Source organism: Blastococcus sp. SYSU D00820 (assembly GCF_054050695.1).
The window spans coordinates 184,606-205,702 of sequence record NZ_JBJGZW010000001.1; the positions used below are offsets into that span (position 1 = coordinate 184,606).

General features: G+C 73.9%; 14 protein-coding genes. All 14 read left to right on the forward strand.

Features of this window, described 5'->3' with window-relative positions; all coding sequences use genetic code 11:
- Nucleotides 1-163: 163 nt before the first annotated feature.
- The 14 genes from ACI79R_RS00860 (at nt 164) to ACI79R_RS00925 (ending at nt 21,032) form a co-directional block, all read left to right on the forward strand.
- Entirely contained in the window at nt 164-1,630 is a 1,467-nt protein-coding gene (locus tag ACI79R_RS00860; RefSeq protein WP_456571677.1) for a S8 family serine peptidase, read from the forward strand.
- 93 nt (nt 1,631-1,723) lie between these two features.
- Entirely contained in the window at nt 1,724-3,505 is a 1,782-nt protein-coding gene (locus ACI79R_RS00865; RefSeq protein ID WP_456571678.1) for an N-acetylglutaminylglutamine amidotransferase, read from the forward strand.
- Nucleotides 3,506-3,517: 12 nt separating this feature from the next.
- Nucleotides 3,518-5,275: an N-acetylglutaminylglutamine synthetase gene (gene ngg / locus ACI79R_RS00870; RefSeq protein ID WP_456571679.1), complete on the forward strand. Its 1,758-nt coding sequence runs from the start codon at nt 3,518-3,520 to the stop codon at nt 5,273-5,275.
- An 84-nt stretch (nt 5,276-5,359) separates the two neighbouring features.
- Entirely contained in the window at nt 5,360-5,746 is a 387-nt protein-coding gene (locus tag ACI79R_RS00875; protein ID WP_456571680.1) for a fluoride efflux transporter FluC, read from the forward strand.
- Nucleotides 5,743-6,099: a fluoride efflux transporter FluC gene (locus ACI79R_RS00880; protein WP_456571681.1), complete on the forward strand. Its 357-nt coding sequence runs from the start codon at nt 5,743-5,745 to the stop codon at nt 6,097-6,099. The genes ACI79R_RS00875 and ACI79R_RS00880 overlap by 4 nt, the downstream gene beginning before the upstream one ends.
- 29 nt (nt 6,100-6,128) lie before the next feature.
- Complete coding sequence (locus tag ACI79R_RS00885) at nt 6,129-7,544, forward strand: alpha,alpha-trehalose-phosphate synthase (UDP-forming) (RefSeq protein ID WP_456571682.1); 1,416 nt, start codon at nt 6,129-6,131, stop codon at nt 7,542-7,544.
- The gene (otsB, locus tag ACI79R_RS00890; protein ID WP_456571683.1) at nt 7,541-8,281 is read left to right on the forward strand and encodes a trehalose-phosphatase; all 741 of its coding nucleotides are present in this window, start codon (nt 7,541-7,543) and stop codon (nt 8,279-8,281) included. The genes ACI79R_RS00885 and otsB overlap by 4 nt, the downstream gene beginning before the upstream one ends.
- Nucleotides 8,282-8,584: 303 nt before the next feature.
- Nucleotides 8,585-10,192: a methyl-accepting chemotaxis protein gene (locus ACI79R_RS00895; RefSeq protein WP_456571684.1), complete on the forward strand. Its 1,608-nt coding sequence runs from the start codon at nt 8,585-8,587 to the stop codon at nt 10,190-10,192.
- A 239-nt stretch (nt 10,193-10,431) separates the two neighbouring features.
- Nucleotides 10,432-12,048, forward strand: a complete 1,617-nt coding sequence (locus ACI79R_RS00900; RefSeq protein WP_456571685.1) for a methyl-accepting chemotaxis protein — start codon at nt 10,432-10,434, stop codon at nt 12,046-12,048.
- Nucleotides 12,049-12,348: 300 nt separating this feature from the next.
- Nucleotides 12,349-13,965 carry a methyl-accepting chemotaxis protein gene (locus ACI79R_RS00905; RefSeq protein WP_456571686.1) on the forward strand — a complete coding sequence of 539 codons (1,617 nt, stop codon included), beginning with the start codon at nt 12,349-12,351 and terminating at the stop codon, nt 13,963-13,965.
- 21 nt (nt 13,966-13,986) lie between these two features.
- Nucleotides 13,987-15,615, forward strand: a complete 1,629-nt coding sequence (locus ACI79R_RS00910; protein ID WP_456571687.1) for a methyl-accepting chemotaxis protein — start codon at nt 13,987-13,989, stop codon at nt 15,613-15,615.
- A gap of 289 nt (nt 15,616-15,904) precedes the next feature.
- Nucleotides 15,905-17,521 (forward strand): methyl-accepting chemotaxis protein, encoded by a 1,617-nt coding sequence (locus ACI79R_RS00915; RefSeq protein WP_456571688.1) that lies wholly within the window; start codon nt 15,905-15,907, stop codon nt 17,519-17,521.
- A gap of 242 nt (nt 17,522-17,763) precedes the next feature.
- Nucleotides 17,764-19,410 carry a methyl-accepting chemotaxis protein gene (locus tag ACI79R_RS00920; protein ID WP_456571689.1) on the forward strand — a complete coding sequence of 549 codons (1,647 nt, stop codon included), beginning with the start codon at nt 17,764-17,766 and terminating at the stop codon, nt 19,408-19,410.
- Between the two features lie 32 nt (nt 19,411-19,442).
- Nucleotides 19,443-21,032 carry a methyl-accepting chemotaxis protein gene (locus tag ACI79R_RS00925; RefSeq protein WP_456571690.1) on the forward strand — a complete coding sequence of 530 codons (1,590 nt, stop codon included), beginning with the start codon at nt 19,443-19,445 and terminating at the stop codon, nt 21,030-21,032.
- The last annotated feature ends 65 nt before the right edge of the window (nt 21,033-21,097 follow it).

The window sequence follows — 21,097 nt, forward strand, 5'->3', positions numbered from 1 at the left end:
CGCACACGATCAGGGGCCCTGATCGTGTGGGGTCCTCCCGGGCCGTGCGCCGCCGGGGAGGACGCCGTGCGGTCAGGGAGGACGGCGGCCGGGCGTGACCCATCGCGGCCGGGCTCGTTCGGTAGGGGGACGTGTCCGCTCGCCCCAGCGCCGAGGAGAGCCCATGACCCGGTCCGCCCGCCGCCTGGGGGGAGGGAGCCTGGCCGCGCTGGTCGCGGGGCTGGTGCTCGCCGCCGGCCCCGCCGCTGCCGCCCCCGCTCCCCTGCCGGCCCGCGTGCAGCCCTTCCTGGCCGACCAGCTGGCCACGCTGACCGGGACGACGACCGTCCTGGTGCACGGCGAGGACGCCGTCGCCGCGCGCGCCGCCGTCGCGGCCACCGGGATGCGCACCGTCACCGAGTTCGAGCGGATCGGCGTCGTCGTCGCCAGCGGCACCGCGGCGCAGGTCGAGGCGGTCCGGTCCGAGCCCGGCGTGACCTACCTCGAGGGCAACACCCCCATCGAGTTCGCCGACGCGACCTCGCACACCGCCACCCGCGGCGCCGAGGCGGTCGCGACGCTCACCGGCGCCGACGGGCAGCCGCTCGACGGCCGCGGCGTCTCGGTCGCCGTCATCGACTCCGGCGTGGACCCCACGCACCCCTACCTGCGCGACGCCGGCGGTGGCGCTGCGGTCGTGGCGAACCTGAAGAGCCTCTGCCTGGTCGAGGCCAGCACCTCCCCCGACTGCGTGGTGCCGGTGCCGGCGGCGGTCGACACCGACACCCTCGCCGTCGGCGGGCACGGCACGCACGTCTCCGGGATCGTCGCCGGCCGGCCCACGGTCCTGTCCGACGGCACCCGGCTGCAGGGCGCCGCGCCCGGCGCGAGCATCGTGTCGATCTCCACCGGCGCGGTGCTGCTCATCGTCGGCGCCGACTCGGCGCTGAACTGGGTGCTGGAGAACCACGAGCACCCGTGCGGCGCGGGCGTCCCCGCCGACGTCTGCCCCCCGATCAGGGTCACGAACAACTCCTACGGCCCCTCGGGCGGCGGGGCGTTCGACCCGGAGTCGGCCACGGTGAAGCTGCAGCGGGCGCTGGCCGCCGAGGGCGTGGTCACCGTGTGGGCGGCCGGCAACGACGGCGGCGACGGCTCGGCGTCGCTGACCAACCCGCCCGGCCAGGACCCGACCGGCGGGATCATCTCGGTGGCCTCCTACTCCGACCAGGAGACCGGCACCCGCGACGGCGTGGTCAGCGAGTTCTCCTCCCGCGGCGCCGCGGCCGACCCCTCGACCTGGCCGGACCTCTCCGCGCCCGGCGACACCATCACGTCGTCCTGCCGGCCCTACCTCCCGATCTGCGCGACCGGCCTGGCTCCGCAGCACGGCCCGGGCCTGCTCGACGTCGGCACCTTCAACACCATCAGCGGGACGTCGATGGCCGCTCCGCACGTGGCCGGCATCGTCGCCCAGCTGTTCCAGGCCGACCCGGCGGCGACGCCTGCGGAGATCGAGGCGGCGCTGAAGAGCACCGCGTACCGGTACGCCGACGGGGCCGCCTACGCGTCGACCGGCGGGTACGTGACGTCGCCGGACAAGGGCACCGGGCTGGTCGACGTGGTGGCCGCGGTGGCGGCGCTGCGCTGACCGGGCGGTTCCACGTGGAACCGCGGTGAGGTGGGCCACCTCCCCCGCCGCTCGCCGAGCGGGGAGCCGGGGGTTCGGGTTGGATCATGATGCATGTGCGGGCTCTCCGGTGAGATCCGGTTCGACGGGACGCTGGCCGACACCACCGCCGTCGGGCGGATGGTCGACCAGCTGGTCCCCCGCGGCCCCGACGGCCAGGGCATGTGGAGCGCGGGGCGGGTGGCCTTCGGGCACCGCCGGTTGTCGGTCATCGACCTGTCCGCCGCCGGCGGGCAGCCGATGGTCGACAACGAGCTCGGCCTGACCGCCGTCTTCAACGGCTGCATCTACGACTACAGGGAGCTGCGCGCCGAGCTCGAGGGGCACGGCTACCGCTTCTTCTCCACCAGCGACACCGAGGTGATCCTCAAGGGCTACCACCACTGGGGCGCCGACGTCGTCGACCACCTGCACGGCATGTTCGTGTTCGTGATCCACGAGCGGGACACCGGCCGGGTGGTGCTGGCCCGCGACCGGCTGGGGATCAAGCCGCTCTACCTCGCCGAGACGCCGGGCCGGCTCCGGTTCGCCTCGACGCTGCCGGCCCTGCTGCGCGCCGGCGACGTCGACACCTCCATCGACCCGGTGGCGCTGCACCACTACCTGACCTGGCACGCCGTCGTCCCGGCGCCGCGCACGCTGCTGAACGGCGTCCGCAAGCTGCCCCCGGCGACCGTGCGGATCGTGGAGGCCGACGGCAGCAGCCGGGAGCACCGCTACTGGCAGCCGGCCTACGAGCGGCGCAGCGAGCACGCCGGCTGGTCCGCCCGCGACTGGGAGGACGCGATCGAGGAGGCGCTGCGCACGGCCGTCCGGCGCCGGCTGGTCGCCGACATCCCGGTCGGCGTGCTGCTCTCCGGCGGCCTGGACTCCAGCCTCATCGTCGGCCTCCTGGCCCAGGAGGGGCAGACCGGCCTGGCCACGTACAGCATCGGCTTCGAGTCCGTCGGCGGCCGCGAGGGCGACGAGTTCCAGTACTCCGACGTCATCGCCGAGCACTTCGCCACCGACCACCACCGCATCCGGGTCTCCTCCGACGAGCTGGCCGGCGCGCTGGGCCACGCGATCGGGGCCATGGCCGAGCCGATGGTCAGCCACGACGTCGTCGCGTTCGACCTGCTGTCCGAGCGGGTCAGCCAGTCCATCCGCGTGGTCCAGTCCGGCCAGGGCGCCGACGAGGTGTTCGCCGGCTACCACTGGTACCCGCCGCTGGCCGACGTCGGCCGCGACGAGGCCGTCGAGCGCTACGCCGCCGCGTTCTTCGACCGCTCGCACGCCGACCTGCTGCAGGTCGTGAGCGACCGCTACGCGCTGGACAGCGACGCCAGCCTGGACTTCGTCCGTCAGCACATGGGCGCGCCCGGCGCGCAGACCGCCGTCGACGCCGCGCTGCGGCTGGACAGCGAGGTCATGCTCGTCGACGACCCGGTCAAGCGCGTGGACAACATGTCCATGGCCTGGGGCTTGGAGGCCCGGGTGCCCTTCCTCGACCACGACCTGGTCGAGCTGGCCGCCGCCTGCCCGCCGGAGCTCAAGCTGGCCGACGGCGGCAAGGGGGTGCTCAAGGCCATCGGCCGGCGGATCATCCCGCCGGAGGTCATCGACCGGCCCAAGGGCTACTTCCCGGTGCCGGCGATCACCCACCTGCAGGGCAAGGTGCTCGACCTGGTCCGCGACGCGCTCACCTCCGACGCCGCCCGCGAGCGGGCGCTGTTCCGGCCGGAGTACGTCTCGGGGCTGCTGGCCGACCCCAACGGGGAGCTCACCCCGCTGCGGGGGAACAAGCTCTGGCAGCTCGGGCTGCTGGAGCTCTGGCTGCAGGACCACGGGGTCTGAGGAGGGCGGACCGTGACTCCCCGGCTGGCCGGCCACCGCCGCCGCACCGCGGTGGCCGACGTCCCCACCTCCACCAGCCGTCCCTGGCAGCAGCCCTCGGCCCACCAGCGCCGCGGCATGGCGACCGACGTCGTCCTCGACATGGGCTGGGGGCGGCTGGTCTTCGGGCAGACCTTCTCCGATCTGCGCGGCATCGTCGACGCGCTGCGCGCCGAGGAGACCGACCGGCGCGACATCTGCATCTACCCGCGGGACCCGCACGTGCTGGTGTCGCTGGCGCCCGACGAGCTGTTCATCGACCCGAGCTTCACCTACCGGCTCGACCTGCACCGCTACCGGCCGCGGCACGAGCTGATCCGCGGGGTCTTCGTGCGCACGGTGACCAGCGAGGTCGAGATGCAGATGGTCAACGACATCTACGCCCGCAACGGGATGGTGACCGGCGACCCGGTGACCATGTGGGAGAACCACCGCACGCGTGACTTCACCTACCTGGTGGCCGAGGACCAGCGCACCGGCCGGATCGTCGGCACGGTCACCGGCGTCGACCACGTGCTGGCCTTCGGCGATCCGGAGAACGGCGCCAGCCTGTGGTGCCTGGCCGTGCACGCGCAGGACGCGCCGCCCGGCACCGGCGAGGCGCTGGTGCGGGTGCTGGCCGAGCGCTACGTCGGCCGCGGCCGCGCCTACCTCGACCTCTCCGTCATGCACGACAACAGCGGGGCGATCGCGCTGTACCGCAAGCTCGGGTTCGGCCGCACGCCGGCGGTCTGCGTCAAGCGCAAGAACCCGATCAACACCCCGCTGTTCGCCTCCCGCCCGCCGGGGCTGGAGGACCTCAACCCCTACGCGCGGATCATCGCCGAGGAGGCGCTGCGCCGCGGCGTCCGCGTCGAGGTCACCGACGGCGCGTGGGGCGAGATGCGGCTGTCGCTCGGCGGCCGGACGGTGCTGACCCGCGAGTCGCTGTCGGAGTTCACCAGCGCGGTGGCGATGAGCCGCTGCGACGACAAGCGGGTCACCCGCCGGATCATGGAGCGCGCCGGCGTGCGGGTCGCCCGCGGCGCGGTCGTGCTGGACGGCGACCTCGCCGAGGCCCGGGCGCTGCTGGACGAGCTCGGCGACGTCGTGGTCAAGCCCGCCCGCGGCGAGCAGGGCAAGGGCATCACCGTCGGCGTCCGCACCCCCGAGGCCCTGGAGAAGGCCGTCGCGCTGGCCGCCCAGTTCTGCCCCGAGGTGCTGGTCGAGGAGCTGGTGGCCGGCGACGACCTGCGGGTGGTCGTCATCGACCACCAGGTGGTCGCCGCCGCCGTGCGCCGCCCGGCCGAGGTGGTCGCCGACGGCCGGCGGACCGTCGAGGAGCTGATCCGCTGGACCAGCCAGCGGCGGGAGCGGGCGACCGGCGGGGAGTCGCGGATCCCGCTGGACGACACCACCGCCGCGGTGGTCGCCGAGGCCGGCTACGCGATGGACGACGTCCCGCCCAGCGGGCAGCGGATCCGGGTGCGGCGGACGGCGAACCTGCACACCGGCGGCACGATCGAGGACGTCACCGACCGGCTGCACCCGGCGATCGCCGAGGCGTCGGTGCGGGCCAGCCGCGCGATCGGCATCCCGGTCACCGGCCTGGACTTCCTGGTGCCCGACGTCGAGGGCCCCGAGCACGTGTTCATCGAGGCCAACGAGCGGCCCGGGCTGGCCAACCACGAGCCCCAGCCGACGGTGGAGCGGTTCGTCGACCTGCTGTTCCCCGAGACACGCCGCCGCTGAAGGAGCGTGGGCATAGGAGGCTTTGCGCACGTCTGACGGCTCGATACGTGCGTAGAGCCTCCTATGCCTGAGAGGGAACCGCCCGTGGCCTACGTCCTCGCGGCGCTCGGCGGCGCGCTGGGCGCGCTGGCGCGCTGGGCGGTCACCCTCGCGCTCCCGGTCCCCGACGGCGGCTGGCCCTGGGCGACGCTGCTGGTCAACCTCACCGGCTGCCTGGCGATCGGCCTGCTCACCGCCGTGCTCGCCGCCCGCTCCCCCGCCGCCGGCTGGCCGCGGCCGTTCCTCGCCGTCGGCGTGCTCGGCGGCTACACGACGTACTCGGCGTTCGCCGTCGAGGTGGTCCGGCTGGCCGACGGCGGCGCGGCGCTGCTGGCCGCCGGGTACGTGCTGGCGTCGGTCGTCGGCGGGCTGCTGGCCGTGGTCGCCGGGCTGCGGGCCGGTCGGGCGCTGACCGGGGAGCCGGCCGCGTGACGCCCCTGCTGGTCGTCGCGGGAGCGCTCGCCGGGGCGCCGCTGCGGCTGCTGGCCGTCCGCCTGGCCGGCCGGCGGGGCGGGGATCCGGCGCGGGGCACGCTGGTGGTCAACGTGGCCGGCAGCGCCGTCCTCGGCGTCCTGCTGGGTGCCGCCGCCGTCCCCGGGTGGGTGCTGGCGCTGGTCGGCACCGGCTTCTGCGGCACGCTGACGACCTTCTCCACCTTCGGCGCCGACGCCGTCGCGCTGGTGGAGCAGCGCCGGGTGGCGAGGGCCGTGGCCTACCTGGCGGCCACCGTGGTGCTCGGCCTGGGGGCCGCGGCGGGCGGGTTCGCGCTGGCCCGTGCGCTCTGAGCGCGCGGGGTCGGTAGGGTCGCACCGGTATGGCTGAGCGCGGAAGTGCACAGGACAGGGCGGACAGCCCGGTCGTCGTCGTGGCCAACCGGCTGCCGGTCGACCAGGTCACCGAGGCCGACGGCAGCACGCGGTGGCAGCGCAGTCCCGGCGGGCTGGTGACGGCGCTCGAGCCGTTCGTCGCCGGCCGCGGCGGTGCCTGGGTGGGCTGGTCGGGCTCGGCCGGTCCGGCACCGGAGCCCTTCGAGTCCGGCGGGATGCAGCTGATCCCGGTCGAGCTCTCCGAGGAGGAGGTCGACCGCTACTACGAGGGCATGTCCAACGCCTCGCTGTGGCCGCTGTACCACGACGTCGTGGAGAAGCCGGAGTACCACCGCACCTGGTGGGACGCCTACGTGCAGGTCAACAAGCGGTTCGCCGACCGGGCCGCCGAGGTCGCCGCCGAGGGCGCGATCGTCTGGGTGCACGACTACCAGCTGCAGCTGGTGCCGGCGATGCTGCGGCAGCGCCGGCCCGACCTCACCATCGGCTTCTTCCTGCACATCCCGTTCCCGCCCTACGAGCTGTTCACCCAGCTGCCGTGGCGCTCGGCGATCGTGGAGGGCCTGCTCGGCGCCGACCTGGTGGGCTTCCAGCGGCCCAGCGCGGCGACCAACTTCGTCCAGCTGGCCCGCCGGCTGCACGACCTGCCGACGCGCGGCCCGCAGATCGAGTACGACGGCCGGACGGTCACCGCCCGCGCCTTCCCCATCTCGATCGACGTCGCCGCCTTCGACGAGCTGGCCGCCTCCCCCGAGGTGGTCGCCCGCGCGGCGGAGATCCGCAAGGAGCTCGGCGACCCCGACAAGATCATCCTGGGTGTCGACCGGCTGGACTACACCAAGGGCATCGGCGTGCGGCTCAACGCCTTCCAGGAGCTGCTCGAGGACGGCGTCGTCGAGGCGCCGCAGACGGTCATGGTGCAGGTGGCCACGCCCAGCCGCGAGCGGGTCGAGCACTACGTGCACATGCGGGAGACGATCGAGCAGCAGGTCGGCCACATCAACGGCGTCTTCGGATCGCTCGGCACCCCGGCGGTCCACTACATAAACCAGTCCGTGCCGCGCGAGGAGCTGGCCGCGCTCTACCGCGCCGCCGACGTCATGCTCGTCACCCCCTATCGCGACGGCATGAACCTGGTGGCCAAGGAGTACGTCGCCGCGCGCGGTGACCTCGCCGGCGCCCTGGTGCTCTCGGAGTTCGCCGGGGCCGCCGCCGAGCTCAAGCAGGCCTTCCTCGTCAACCCGCACGACATCGCCGGGCTGAAGAACCAGCTCGTGCGGGCGCTCCGGATCGAGCCGGCCGAGGCCGCCAAGCGGATGCGGGCGATGCGCCGGTACCTGGCGAAGAACGACCTCGAGCACTGGGCCAGCTCGTTCTTCGCGGCGCTCCAGGCCCAGGCGTGACCCTGCCGGCCGACCTCGAGCAGGCGCTGGCCGGGCTGGCCGCTGCCCGCCCGCTGCTGGTGGCCAGCGACTACGACGGCGTCCTGGCGCCGCTGGTCGGTGATCCCTCCGCCGCCGTGCCCCAGCCCGGGGTGGCCGAGGCGCTGGGCCGGCTCGCCGCCGTCGAGGGCGTGACGGTCGCGCTGGTCAGCGGCCGCGGGGTTGCCGACCTGCAGCGCACCAGCGGCCTGTCCGGGGCCTTCCGGTGGGTGGGCAGCCACGGGGCGGAGTACGACGGCCCGCTGACCGGCGAGCTCGCCGGCCGGCGGGACGCCGTCGCCGCGCAGCTGGCGCCCGTGGTGGCCGCGGTGCCCGGCGCCCGGTTCGAGGTCAAGCCGGCCAGCGTGGCGGTGCACGTGCGCCAGGTCGCCGATCCGGCGATGGCCGCCCAGCTGCTGGCGCAGGCCGATGCCCTGGCCGATCCGTCACTGACGCGCAAGCCCGGCAAGGCCGTGCTCGAGCTGGCCGTCACCGACGCGGACAAGGGCAGCGCGCTGCGCCGCCTGCGCGCGGAGCTCGGGGTGTCCGCCGCGATGTACCTCGGCGACGACGTCACCGACGAGGACGGGTTCCGGGCCCTGGAGCCCGGGGACCTCACGGTCAAGGTGGGGGACGGCGAGACCGCCGCGCGCGCCCGCGTGGCCGGCCCTTCCGAGGTCGTCGTCCTGCTCGACCGGCTGGCCGATCTCCTGGCCTGATCCCGGGCGCGTGTCGGCCTGCCTCCGGGGACGACCGCACTCCCCGGTGCGGGCGCCGGCCGTCCGGGCCGTCGACCGGTCGACTGCTCCTCCCCCGTGACCTGCGGCTCCACCCGGGACGCAGGCGGACCGGCTGGTGCAGCAGCACGGGAGGACGTCGACATGTCGGACGTCCGGGGACGGTGACCCCCCGGACGTACAACGATCCGTCCGATCGAGTTTCGGGCTCCGGTGGTGCGCGCGCCGGCTTCGCGACACTCCTCGTGCACCAGCCGTCCCAGCCGCCCCTCCCCTGGAGTCCCCATGAGCACGACCTCCCTGCGCCAGCCGCCCGGCCCGCGGGCCGGCTGGTTCGCCGACCGCCCGCTCGGCGTCAAGTTCGGCATCCTCGTGGGCGTCGTCGTCCTCGCCTTCGGGGGCCTGCTGACGAGCACGCTCGTCGGGAACGCGGCCGTCCGCGACGCCCAGGTCCAGTTGGACTCCCTCGCACACGCCGAGGTGCTCGTGCTCCAGCTCGACACCCGGGCCAGCGAGCTGAAGGTCGACGGGTTCAAGGCCCTGGTCCGCGCCGACCCGGCCACCCAGCTGCAGGAGCTGTCCGAGGACATCGCCACCCCCGAGGGCCTGCTCGCCGAGCTGGCCGAGATCGAGCTGAGCGGGGAGCCGGCCGCCGCGGTCGCGGAGCTGCAGGCGAGCTTCGGCGACTACACGGAGGGCATCAGGACCTTCGTCGACAGCGCGGTGGCCGACCAGGCCGCGGCCCGCGCGCAGTGGGAGAGCATCCAGGCCGCCAACGACCTCACCGACGGCGCCGTCTCGGCGGCGAAGGACGCCCTCGCCGCCGCGACCGAGGACGCGGCGGTCGAGCTGGCGGACACCATCGCCGAGGCCGAGACGGTGTCGATCGTGGTGGCGGTCGCCGCCCTGGCCGTCGTCCTGCTGCTCAGCTGGCTGACCATGCGCTCGGTGACCCGCCCGGTGCAGCGGGTCAAGGCGGCCCTCGACGCCCTCGCCACCGGGAACCTCACCGTGCCGACCGGCGTCCGCTCCCACGACGAGGTGGGCCAGATGGCCGCCGCGCTGGACGTGGCGCAGGAGAACCTGCGGACGGTCCTGGCCTCGGTGGCCGGCACCGCCGACGCGGTGGCGGCGAGCTCGGAGGAGCTCTCGGCGTCCGCGGCGCAGATCTCGGCGTCGGCGGAGGAGACGAGCGTGCAGTCCGGCGTGGTGTCGGGCGCGGCGGAGGAGGTCTCCCGCAGCGTGGCGACGGTGGCGGCCGGTGCCGAGCAGATGGGTGCGTCGATCCGGGAGATCTCGCAGAACGCGGCGGAGGCCTCGTCCGTGGCCACGCGGGCGGTGGCCGCGGCGGAGACGACGACGGCGACGGTGGCCAAGCTGGGTGAGAGCTCGGCGGAGATCGGCAACGTGGTGAAGGTGATCACCAGCATCGCGGAGCAGACGAACCTGCTGGCGCTGAACGCCACGATCGAGGCCGCCCGCGCCGGTGAGGCGGGCAAGGGCTTCGCGGTGGTGGCCAACGAGGTCAAGGAGCTGGCCCAGGAGACGGCCAAGGCGACCGAGGACATCGCCCGCCGCGTGCAGGCCATCCAGGGCGACACCGGTGCGGCGGTGAGCGCGATCGCCGAGATCAGCTCGATCGTCGGCCAGATCGCCGACCGGCAGACCACCATCGCCAGCGCCGTGGAGGAGCAGACGGCCACCACCAGCGAGATGGCCCGGTCGGTGCAGGAGGCCGCCGGCGGCACCGGGCAGATCGCCGAGAACATCACCGGCGTCTCCACCGCCGCCGACGCCACCACCCAGGCCCTGACGCAGACCCGCGTCGCCGTCGACGAGCTGTCCCGGATGTCGGCCGACCTGCGCACCACGGTGGGCCGGTTCACCTTCTGATCCCTGCGCGACCGTTCCTGGCGGAGCCCACGACCCTGGCGGGGGTCGTGGGCTCCCGCCATTTCCGGGACCATTCCGCCCGGCGCCGACCGTGTCGACATGACGATCGGCGGAAAACGGTCGTCGACCATTCTCGGAATGGTGCGCGACACACCCGGGGAAACGGTTCCGACCGGCGCGGAATGGTCCACCGTGTCGGGCAGCACCCCCGCTTCCCGCTGGCACCAGGAGTAACGCGCATGTCCCCCTCCCCCACCCCCGCCCCGCCCGGCCGGCAGGGCGGCTGGTTCGCCGGTCGCCCGATCGGCGTGAAGATCGGCGTCCTCGTCGGTCTGCTCGCCGTCGTCGTCCTCGCCACCAACCTGCTGGCGGTCTGGCGGATCAGCGACATGCGCGCCGGGCAGGAGGAGATCTACGCGGAGAACCTGCAGCCGCTCAACGCCCTCTCCGCCGTCCAGCGGGCGACCGCGGCGCACCGCGCCCGGGTGCTGGAGTACGCCGTCTCCGACCAGGCGCGGCGCCAGGAGCTGCTCGGCGAGATGGAGGAGAAGAACGCCGACATCGAGGCGGCCATGGCCGACTACGCCCCCTACGTCGTCGACGAGGCCGCCATGGAGTCCTACGCCGCGGCCCGCGAGGAGTTCCTCGCCACCAACGCCACCCAGCTCTTCCCCGCCGCCGACCGCGGCGACCTGGCCGCCTACGCCCAGCTCTACCGCGAGGTCTCCAGCCCGCTGCTGACCCAGATCGCCGACGGTCTGGAGGCCGAGGGCGTGGCCCAGTCCGCCGAGGCGGCAGCCCGCAACGCGGAGACCGACGAGGCGGCGAGCAGCGCCATCACCACCCTGTTGCTCACCTCGGGCGTCGCCGTCGTCCTGGTCGCGGGCCTCACCGTCGTGGTCGTCCGGCGCATGGTGCGCAGCCTGCGGGCCGTGCAGACCGCCGCCGAGGCGATGGCGGCCGGCGACCTCACCGTCTCGGCGGGCGAGCACCCGCAGGACGAGGCCGGCCGGGTCGCGACGGCGCTGACCGCCGCCCAGCGGAGCCTGGGCTCGGTCCTGACCTCGGTGGTGGCCTCGGCGGACGCCGTGGCGGCCAGCTCGCAGCAGCTCGCCGCGTCGTCGGCGCAGATCTCGTCCTCGGCGCAGGAGACCTCGGCGCAGTCGGGTGTGGTGGCCGGCGCGGCGGAGGAGGTGTCGCGGAACGTGCAGACCGTGGCGGCCGGTGCCGAGCAGATGGGCGCGTCGATCCGGGAGATCGCGAGCAACGCGGCCGAGGCCAGCGCGGTGGCGGCGCGGGCGGTCACGGCGGCGGAGACGACGACGGCGACGGTGGCCAAGCTCGGCGAGAGCTCGGCGGAGATCGGCAACGTCGTCAAGGTGATCACCTCGATCGCCGAGCAGACGAACCTGCTCGCGCTGAACGCCACCATCGAGGCCGCCCGGGCCGGTGAGGCCGGCAAGGGCTTCGCGGTGGTCGCGAACGAGGTGAAGGAGCTGGCGCAGGAGACGGCGAAGGCGACCGAGGACATCGCCCGCCGCGTGCAGGCGATCCAGGCCGACACCGGCGACGCCGTGACCGCGATCGGGGAGATCTCGCAGATCGTCGCGCAGATCTCCGACCGGCAGACCACGATCGCCAGCGCGGTGGAGGAGCAGACGGCCACGACCAACGAGATGTCGCGGTCGGTGCAGGAGGCCGCCGGTGGTACCGGGCAGATCGCGGTGAACATCACCAGCGTGTCCACCGCCGCGGACTCCACCACCCAGGCCCTGGGGCAGACCCGGACCGCGGTGGACGAGCTGTCCCGGATGGCCTCGGACCTGCGCACCGCGGTGGGGCGGTTCACCTTCTGAGTCCTTGCTCGACCGTTCCTGACGGGAGCCCACGACCCTGGCGGGGGGTCGTGGGCTCCCGCCATTCCGCAGCCATTCCTCGCAGGCCCTCCGTGTCGACATGACGACGGGTCGAAAACGGTCGCCGACCATTCTCGGCGGGGATCGCGACACGCCCCCGGAAAGCGGATCGGGACGATCCGCAATGGCGCAGGATTCCTTCCGCACCACGAGTAACACCGGGAACTGCCGTTCCCGTGCACCGAGGCGCACCCCCCCTCACGACCGCGATCCAGCGCCTCGAGCACAGGAGGTCCCGCCATGTCCCCCACCCCGACGCCCGGCCGGCGGTCCGGCTGGTTCAGCGACCGCCCGGTCGCGGTGAAGATCCTCAGCGCGGTGGGCGTGTCGACGGCGGTCGCCGTCACCGTGGGCGTCGTCGGCCTGGGCGCCCTCGCCACCACGCACGACGCCACGAGCAGCCTCGCCGAGCACAACCTCGCCGGCACGGCCGACCTGGCCGCGGCCGAGCTGGCGATGACGCAGTCGCAGCTGGCGGTCACCAGCCACGCGTTCTCGCTCGACCCCGCGTTCAAGCAGCGGTGGGCCGAGGACTTCGACACCCGCGCGGCCGCGTTCACCGAGGCCGTGACCGCCTACGCCGGGCACACGGAGACCGGCGATCCCGCCGCGATCGACGAGGTGCAGGCGGAGTACGCGGCCTTCGCCGACGGGGTCGTCGCCCACGCGTTCCCGCTCAGTGCTGCCGGCGACACCCGCGGCTACTTCGCCGCGCGCGACGAGTTCCTCACGCCGCACATGACGCGGGTGCAGGAGTTGCTCGCCGGGCTGACCGAGGCGGAGGCCGCCGCCGGGCGCACCGCGGTGGTCGACGCGGACGAGCGGTATGCCGACACCCGGACCGTGCTGGTCGTCCTCCTCGCCGCGGGAGCCGTCGGAGCCGGCCTGATCGGCTGGCTCGTGGCGCGGTCCATGGCCCGGACCCTCGGCCGGGTGCAGCGGGTCGCCGAGGCGCTCGAGGCCGGCGACCTGACGGTGGCCTCCGGGGTGCGGTCCCGGGACGAGGTGGGGCGCATGGCCGCGTCCCTCGACGCCGCCCGGAGCCGCCTGCGGGAGGTCCTCGCCGGGGTGAGCGCCTCCGCCGACGCCGTCGCCGCGAGCTCGGAGGAGCTGTCGGCCAACTCCGCGCAGATCTCGGCGTCGGCCGAGGAGACGGCCGCCCAGTCCGGTGTCGTCTCGGGCGCGGCCGAGGAGGTCTCCCGCAGCGTGCAGACCGTGGCCGCGGGTGCCGAGCAGATGGGTGCCTCGATCCGGGAGATCGCCAGCAACGCCGCGGAGGCCTCGCAGGTCGCCTCCCGGGCGGTGACCACCGCGCGGACCACCACCGCGACCGTGGCCAAGCTCGGGGAGAGCTCGGCGGAGATCGGCAACGTGGTCAAGGTGATCACCAGCATCGCGGAGCAGACGAACCTGCTGGCGCTGAACGCCACCATCGAGGCCGCCCGGGCCGGTGAGGCCGGGAAGGGCTTCGCGGTGGTGGCCAACGAGGTCAAGGAGCTGGCCCAGGAGACGGCCAAGGCCACCGAGGACATCGCACGGCGCGTGCAGGCGATCCAGGCCGACACCGGCGACGCCGTGACCGCGATCGGGGAGATCTCCCAGATCGTCGCCCAGATCTCCGACCGCCAGACCACCATCGCCTCGGCCGTCGAGGAGCAGACCGCCACCACCCAGGAGATGTCGCGGTCGGTGCAGGAGGCCGCCGGCGGCACCGGCGAGATCGCCGCCAACATCACCGGCGTCTCCACCGCTGCCGAGTCCACCACCCAGGCCCTGACCCAGACCCGCGTCGCCGTCGACGAGCTCTCGCGGATGGCCGCCGGCCTCCGCACCGCCGTCGGCCGCTTCACCTACTGATCCCCGAGGAGACCTCCCACCGTGACCATCCCGACCGGGCCGCCGGCCCGCCACTGGTACCGCGACCGGGGCATCGCGACCCGGATCGCCGCGGTCAGCGCCGCGCTGGTCTGCGGCCTGATCGCCGCGACGGTGACCGGCATCGTCGGCGCCTCCCGGATCGCGGACCTCGACGCGCAGGCCACCGCCGCCGTGGACGTCCAGCGCACCGTCGAGACGGCGCGCTACGACCTGCTCTGGGCGGCCAACTGGCAGAACATCACCGCCTGGCGCGCCCGGGTCGACGGCGGCGCCGTGGCCGCCGCGCCCACCGGGGACAACGTGCCCAACTACCGCGACGGGGCGGAGGGCTTCGAGCGGCTGTTCGACCTCGACCGCGACCTGCTCGACCAGCAGGGCCGCGACAGCCTGGACGCCATCGAGGCCAACTGGGCGCAGATGAGCGACTACAACGACCAGATCTTCCAGCTCTGGGCGGCCGGCCGGCTGGACGAGGGCGACGCGGTCTCCACCGGTGAGAAGTGGGACGTGTTCTACGTCCTCGACCAGGCGATGACCGAGCTGGTCGACTCGGTGGACGCCCGCGTGGCGAGCACCCGGGCGGAGGCCCAGGCGGCCGAGTCCGAGACGATCACCGTGTCGCTGGTCGTCTCCGCCGTCGCCCTCCTCCTCGGAGGCGGCTTCGCCTGGTTCGTGTCGCGCGGCATCGTCGGCGGCGTCCGGCGCGTCCAGCGGGCGCTCGAGCGGCTCGCCGCCCGTGACCTCACCACCCGGCTCGAGGTCCGCGGCCGGGACGAGTTGGGGCAGATGGCCGGTGCGCTGAACACCGCCGCAGCGACCATGGCGGGCACCGTCGCCGAGATCCGGGCCTCCGCCGATGCGGTCGCCGCGAGCTCGGAGGAGCTGTCGGCCAACTCCGCGCAGATCTCGGCGTCGGCCGAGGAGACGTCGGCGCAGTCCGGTGTCGTCGCCGGCGCGGCGGAGGGGGTGTCGCGCAGCGTGGCGACGGTGGCCGCGGGCGCCGAGCAGATGGGTGCCTCGATCCGGGAGATCTCGCAGAACGCGGCCGAGGCCTCGTCCGTGGCCGCGCGGGCGGTCACGGCGGCGGAGACGACGACGGCGACGGTGGCCAAGCTGGGCGAGAGCTCGGCGGAGATCGGCAACGTCGTCAAGGTGATCACCTCGATCGCCGAGCAGACGAACCTGCTGGCGCTGAACGCCACCATCGAGGCCGCCCGGGCCGGTGAGGCCGGGAAGGGCTTCGCGGTGGTCGCGAACGAGGTGAAGGAGCTGGCGCAGGAGACGGCGAAGGCGACCGAGGACATCGCCCGCCGCGTCCAGGCGATCCAGGCCGACACCGGGGACGCCGTCTCCGCGATCGCCGAGATCAGCTCGATCGTCGGCCAGATCGCCGACCGCCAGACCACCATCGCCAGCGCCGTGGAGGAGCAGACGGCCACCACGCAGGAGATGTCGCGGTCGGTGCAGGAGGCCGCCGGCGGCTCGGGGCAGATCGCCGAGAACATCACCAGCGTCTCCACCGCCGCCGACGCCACCACCCAGGCGCTGACCCAGACCAGGGCCGCGGTGGACGAGCTCTCCCGGATGGCCGCCGGCCTCCGCAGCACCGTCGGCACGTTCGTCCACTGACCCGTTCCCCGGCGGCCGGCCCCGGCCGGCCGCCGGGGCGGACCCGACCATTCCCAGCGCGTTCCGGAATGGTCGGAACCGGTCCCCGGAACGGCGTGACATCGCCAAGTCGACACCGGTGGAAACGGTCACCGGCATTTCCCCGATGCCGATCCGACACGCCGTCGGATCGGCATCGGACGGAATGGTCGGGGACCTACATTCCCCACGCACAACCGCTCGTCGATGCCCGCGCCGCCGCGGGACCGGGCTCCCCCTCCTCCCTCCTTCCTCGATCCGGGGTCCCGTCATGACCGCATCCGCCCTCCCGTCCCGACCGCACCGCTCCGGCGGCTGGCTCGCCGACCGCCCGGTCGGGGTGAAGCTCGGCGCCGCGCTCGGCCTGCTCGCCGTCGTCGGGCTCACCACGGCCGCCGTGGCGGCCGAGCAGGTGACCTCGCTCAGCGACTCCCAGCACGCGATGTACGAGGAGCACATCGCGCCGGCCGACCAGCTCGCGACCGTCCAGCGGGACCTGCAGGGCATCCGCGCGCGGGTGCTGCAGTACGGGGTGGCCGCGCCCGACGTCCGGGCGACGCTGCGCCAGGAGGTCGAGGACCGCTACGCGCAGTTCGAGGACGGGCTCGCGGCCTACCGGCCGCACGCGCAGGAGCCGGCCGCCGTCGACGCCCTCGGCGAGGAGGCGGAAGCCTTCGTCGACGCCGCGACGACCCAGCTGTTCCCGCTCGCCGACGCCGGTCAGGCGGCCGCCTTCGGCGCGCTGTACCAGTCGTCGGTGCGCGGCATCGGCGACGACGCGCTCGACGGCATCAAGAGCGAGAGCTCCGCCCAGGCCGAGGCCGCGGCGGTCGGCGTGGCGGCCGACGCGGCCGTCGCCACGCGCGCCGTGTGGACGATCATCGTCCTCGTCGGGGTCGGCATCCTCGTCTCCGGCGCCCTGGCGGTCGTGGTGGTGCGCGGCCTGGTGCGCACCGTGCGCTCGGTGCAGGGATCGGTCGAGGCGCTCGCCTCGGGAGACCTGACCGTCCTCCCGGAGGTGCGGTCGGCCGACGAGCTGGGCCGCATGGCCGCGGCACTGGCGACCGCGCAGGAGCAGCTGCGGGCCGTCATGGCCGGGGTCGACGCATCCGCGCAGGCGGTGGCGGCGAGCTCGGAGGAGCTGTCGGCCTCCTCGACGCAGATCGCGGCGTCCGCGGAGGAGACCAGCGTCCAGTCCGGCGTGGTGTCGGGCGCGGCGGAGGAGGTATCCCGCAGCGTGGCGACGGTGGCGGCCGGCGCCGAGCAGATGGGTGCGTCGATCCGGGAGATCTCGCAGAACGCGGCCGAGGCGAGCGCGGTGGCGGCGCGGGCGGTGACGGCGGCGGAGACGACGACGGCGACGGTGGCCAAGCTGGGCGAGAGCTCGGCGGAGATCGGCAACGTCGTCAAGGTGATCACCAGCATCGCGGAGCAGACGAACCTGCTGGCGCTGAACGCCACGATCGAGGCCGCCCGCGCGGGCGAGGCCGGGAAGGGCTTCGCGGTGGTCGCGAACGAGGTCAAGGAGCTGGCCCAGGAGACGGCGAAGGCGACCGAGGACATCGCCCGGCGGGTGCAGGCCATCCAGGGCGACACCGGTGCGGCGGTGAGCGCGATCGCCGAGATCAGCTCGATCGTCGGCCAGATCGCCGACCGGCAGACCACCATCGCCAGCGCGGTGGAGGAGCAGACGGCCACCACCAGCGAGATGGCCCGGTCGGTGCAGGAGGCCGCCGGCGGCTCCGGGCAGATCGCCGAGAACATCACCGGCGTCTCCACCGCCGCCGAGACGACGACCGAGGCGCTCGCCCAGACCCGCGTCGCCGTCGACGAGCTGTCCCGCATGGCCACCGACCTGCGCACCACGGTGGGCCGGTTCACCTACTGACCGACGCCCGGGTCGCCGTGTCGACAATTCGCCGGAATGGTTGCTGGAATGGCGGTGGCCGCATGTCGACATGCCGCGGGCAATGCGTCGGCCACCGTTCATCGGGCCGATTCCGCCCGTGTCCGAATCGTTAACGACACGCGATTACGGGCGTCCCCCGGAATTGCTGTAGCCCCTCCATTCTCGTCGTGAGCCCGACCCCCCCCGGCCCTTCCCCGGCCTTTCCCGCGCAGGAGACAGTCATGAACCGCCCCACCCCTCCCCCGGCAGCCGCCGCTCCCCCGGCCCGGCGTCCCGGCAGCTCCTGGTGGGGTGACCGAGGGTTGCGGACCAAGGTCCTGAGCACCGTCGCCATCGGGGCGGTCGCCACCACCGCCGTCGGCGTCCTCGGGATGCAGGCGCTCAGCGGCTCCGCCGACGCCGCGGACAGCCTCTACGAGAGCAACCTGCAGGGCGCGGTCGCCGCGGCCGACGTCGACGGCATCCTCAGCGACATGCGGGTGGCCACCCGCAACGCGCTGCTGGCGGCGACGCCCGACGAGACCCTCGAGAAGTTCGCGATCGTCGACGGGTACCGCGAGGACTTCGCGGCCGCGCTCGAGGCGTACACCGCCACCGGTCTGGGGGGTGAGCGCGCCCGGCTGGTCGACGAGGTCGAGTCCGGGATGCAGGAGTACTACACGCTGCAGGAGGACGTCCTCGGTCCGCTGGCCCTGGCCACCGACGTCCGCGGCTGGGTCACCGCCAACGACACCCAGGTGGGCCCGGTGGTCGACGAGGTCACCGCGGACCTCCAGGAGCTCCGGGACATCGAGATGGCCGACGCCGCCGCGGCCCGGGACGGGATCCGCGCGGACTACGAGTCCCAGCGCACCTTCGCGCTGATCCTCATGGTCGTGAGCATCGCCGTCGCCGCCGGCCTCGGCTGGTTCGTCGCCGCCGGCATCTCACGCTCCACCCGCCGGGTCGAGGAGGTCACCCGGGCCCTCGCCGCGGGCGACCTGACCGTCACCAGCGGCCTGACCACCGACGACGAGCTCGGCCGGATGGGCCGGGCGCTGGACGGCGCGGTCGGCGAGCTGCGCGCGGTCATGGCCACGGTCGTGGCCTCGGCGGACGCGGTGGCCGCGTCGTCGGAGGAGCTGTCGGCGTCGTCGGCGCAGATCTCGGCGTCGGCGGAGGAGACCTCGGCGCAGTCCGGTGTCGTGTCCTCGGCGGCCGAGGAGGTCAGCCGGAACGTGCAGACGGTGGCGGCCGGTGCCGAGCAGATGGGTGCGTCGATCCGGGAGATCGCGACCAATGCCGCGGAGGCCAGCGAGGTCGCCGCGCGCGCCGTCACCGCCGCGGAGACCACCACCGCGACCGTCGCGAAGCTCGGCGAGTCGTCGGCGGAGATCGGCAACGTCGTCAAGGTGATCACCAGCATCGCGGAGCAGACGAACCTGCTGGCGCTGAACGCCACGATCGAGGCAGCCCGGGCCGGTGAGGCCGGGAAGGGCTTCGCGGTGGTCGCGAACGAGGTCAAGGAGCTGGCGCAGGAGACGGCGAAGGCGACCGAGGACATCGCCCGCCGCGTGCAGGCGATCCAGGCCGACACCGGCGACGCCGTGACCGCGATCGCCGAGATCTCCCAGATCGTCGCGCAGATCTCCGACCGGCAGACCACGATCGCCAGCGCGGTGGAGGAGCAGACGGCCACGACCAACGAGATGTCGCGGTCGGTGCAGGAAGCGGCCGGCGGCACCGGCGAGATCGCCGCCAACATCACCGGCGTCTCCACCGCTGCCGAGTCCACCACCCAGGCCCTGACCCAGACCCGGACCGCCGTGGACGAGCTCTCCCGCATGGCCGCCGACCTGCGCACCACCGTCGGCCGCTTCACCTACTGATCCCCCACCCCGGACGACGGAGACCCCGTGCCATGAGTTCCACCCGGCTGAGCCTGAAGAACGTGCGCGTCTCGGTGAAGGTCCTGGGCGTCGCCCTGGTCGGCGCCGTCGCGGCCACGACCGTCGGCGTCCTGGGGCTGACCGCCCTCAGCAGCACCGCCGACTCCGTGCAGGAGCTGTACGAGACCAACCTGCTCGGCAGTGCCGCCGCGCAGGAGGCCCGCTTCCAGATGCTGAACAACCAGTTCCACAACGTGCAGTCGCTGCTGCCCGACGTGGACGCCGAGGCGGAGATGGCGGCCGCGGGGGTCGCCGAGGAGGGGGTGCTGGCGGCGTTGGACGAGCTCCGCGGGATCGCCCCGGAGTCCGAGCTGACCCAGCTGGACGCCCTGTCCGACGACGTGACGGCGTACTTCGACGCCCGGGACCGGATCGCGGCGGCCTACGCCGTGGGCGACGTGGTGACCGCCAACCAGGTGATCGTCGAGGAGTACCAGCCGCTGTCGGAGGCCGTGGACACCGGTCTCCGCGACCTGGTCGAGCGGCAGCGTCAGGCCGCGGAGGACAGCGCCCAGGCGGCGCACGAGTCCTACACGGACACGCGCCTGGTGCTCGTGGTGGTGCTGGCCCTCGGCATCGTGGCCGCGGTCCTCGCCGGGGTCCTGATCAGCCGGGGCGTCTCGGCCGGCCTCGCCCGGGTGCGGTGGTCCGCCGAGCGCCTGGCCGCCGGCGACCTCACCGTGCACACCGGCGTCCAGCAGGGCGACGAGGTGGGCCAGATGGCGGCGTCCCTCGACGCGGCGCTGGTCGAGCTGCGCGGCGTGATGGCCTCGGTGGTGGCCTCGGCGGACGCGGTGGCGGCCAGCTCGGAGGAGCTGTCGGCGTCGTCGGCGCAGATCTCGGCGTCGGCGGAGGAGACCTCGGCGCAGTCGGGTGTCGTGTCCTCGGCGGCCGAGGAGGTCAGCCGGAACGTGCAGACCGTGGCCGCGGGTGCCGAGCAGATGGGTGCCTCGATCCGGGAGATCGCGACCAACGCCGCGGAGGCGTCGGAGGTGGCCGCGCGCGCCGTCACGGCGGCGGAGACGACGACGGCCACCGTCGCGAAGCTGGGGGAGAGCTCGGCGGAGATCGGCAACGTGGTGAAGGTGATCACCAGCATCGCGGAGCAGACCAATCTGCTGGCGCTGAACGCCACGATCGAGGCGGCCCGGGCCGGTGAGGCCGGGAAGGGTTTCGCGGTGGTGGCGAACGAGGTGAAGGAGCTGGCGCAGGAGACGGCGAAGGCGACCGAGGACATCGCGCGGCGGGTGCAGGCGATCCAGGCCGACACCGGCGATGCCGTCACGGCGATCGGGGAGATCTCGCAGATCGTCGCGCAGATCTCCGACCGGCAGACCACGATCGCCAGCGCGGTGGAGGAGCAGACGGCGACCACCAACGAGATGTCGCGGTCGGTGCAGGAAGCGGCCGGCGGCACCGGCGAGATCGCCGCCAACATCACCGGCGTCTCCACCGCTGCCGAGTCCACCACCCAGGCCCTGACCCAGACCCGGACCGCCGTGGACGAGCTCTCCCGCATGGCCGCCGACCTGCGCACCACCGTCGGCCGCTTCACCTACTGATCCACCACCCGCCCGGCGGCCGGCGATGCCGGCTGCCGGGGACGGGTGCCGATAACCGATCCGGA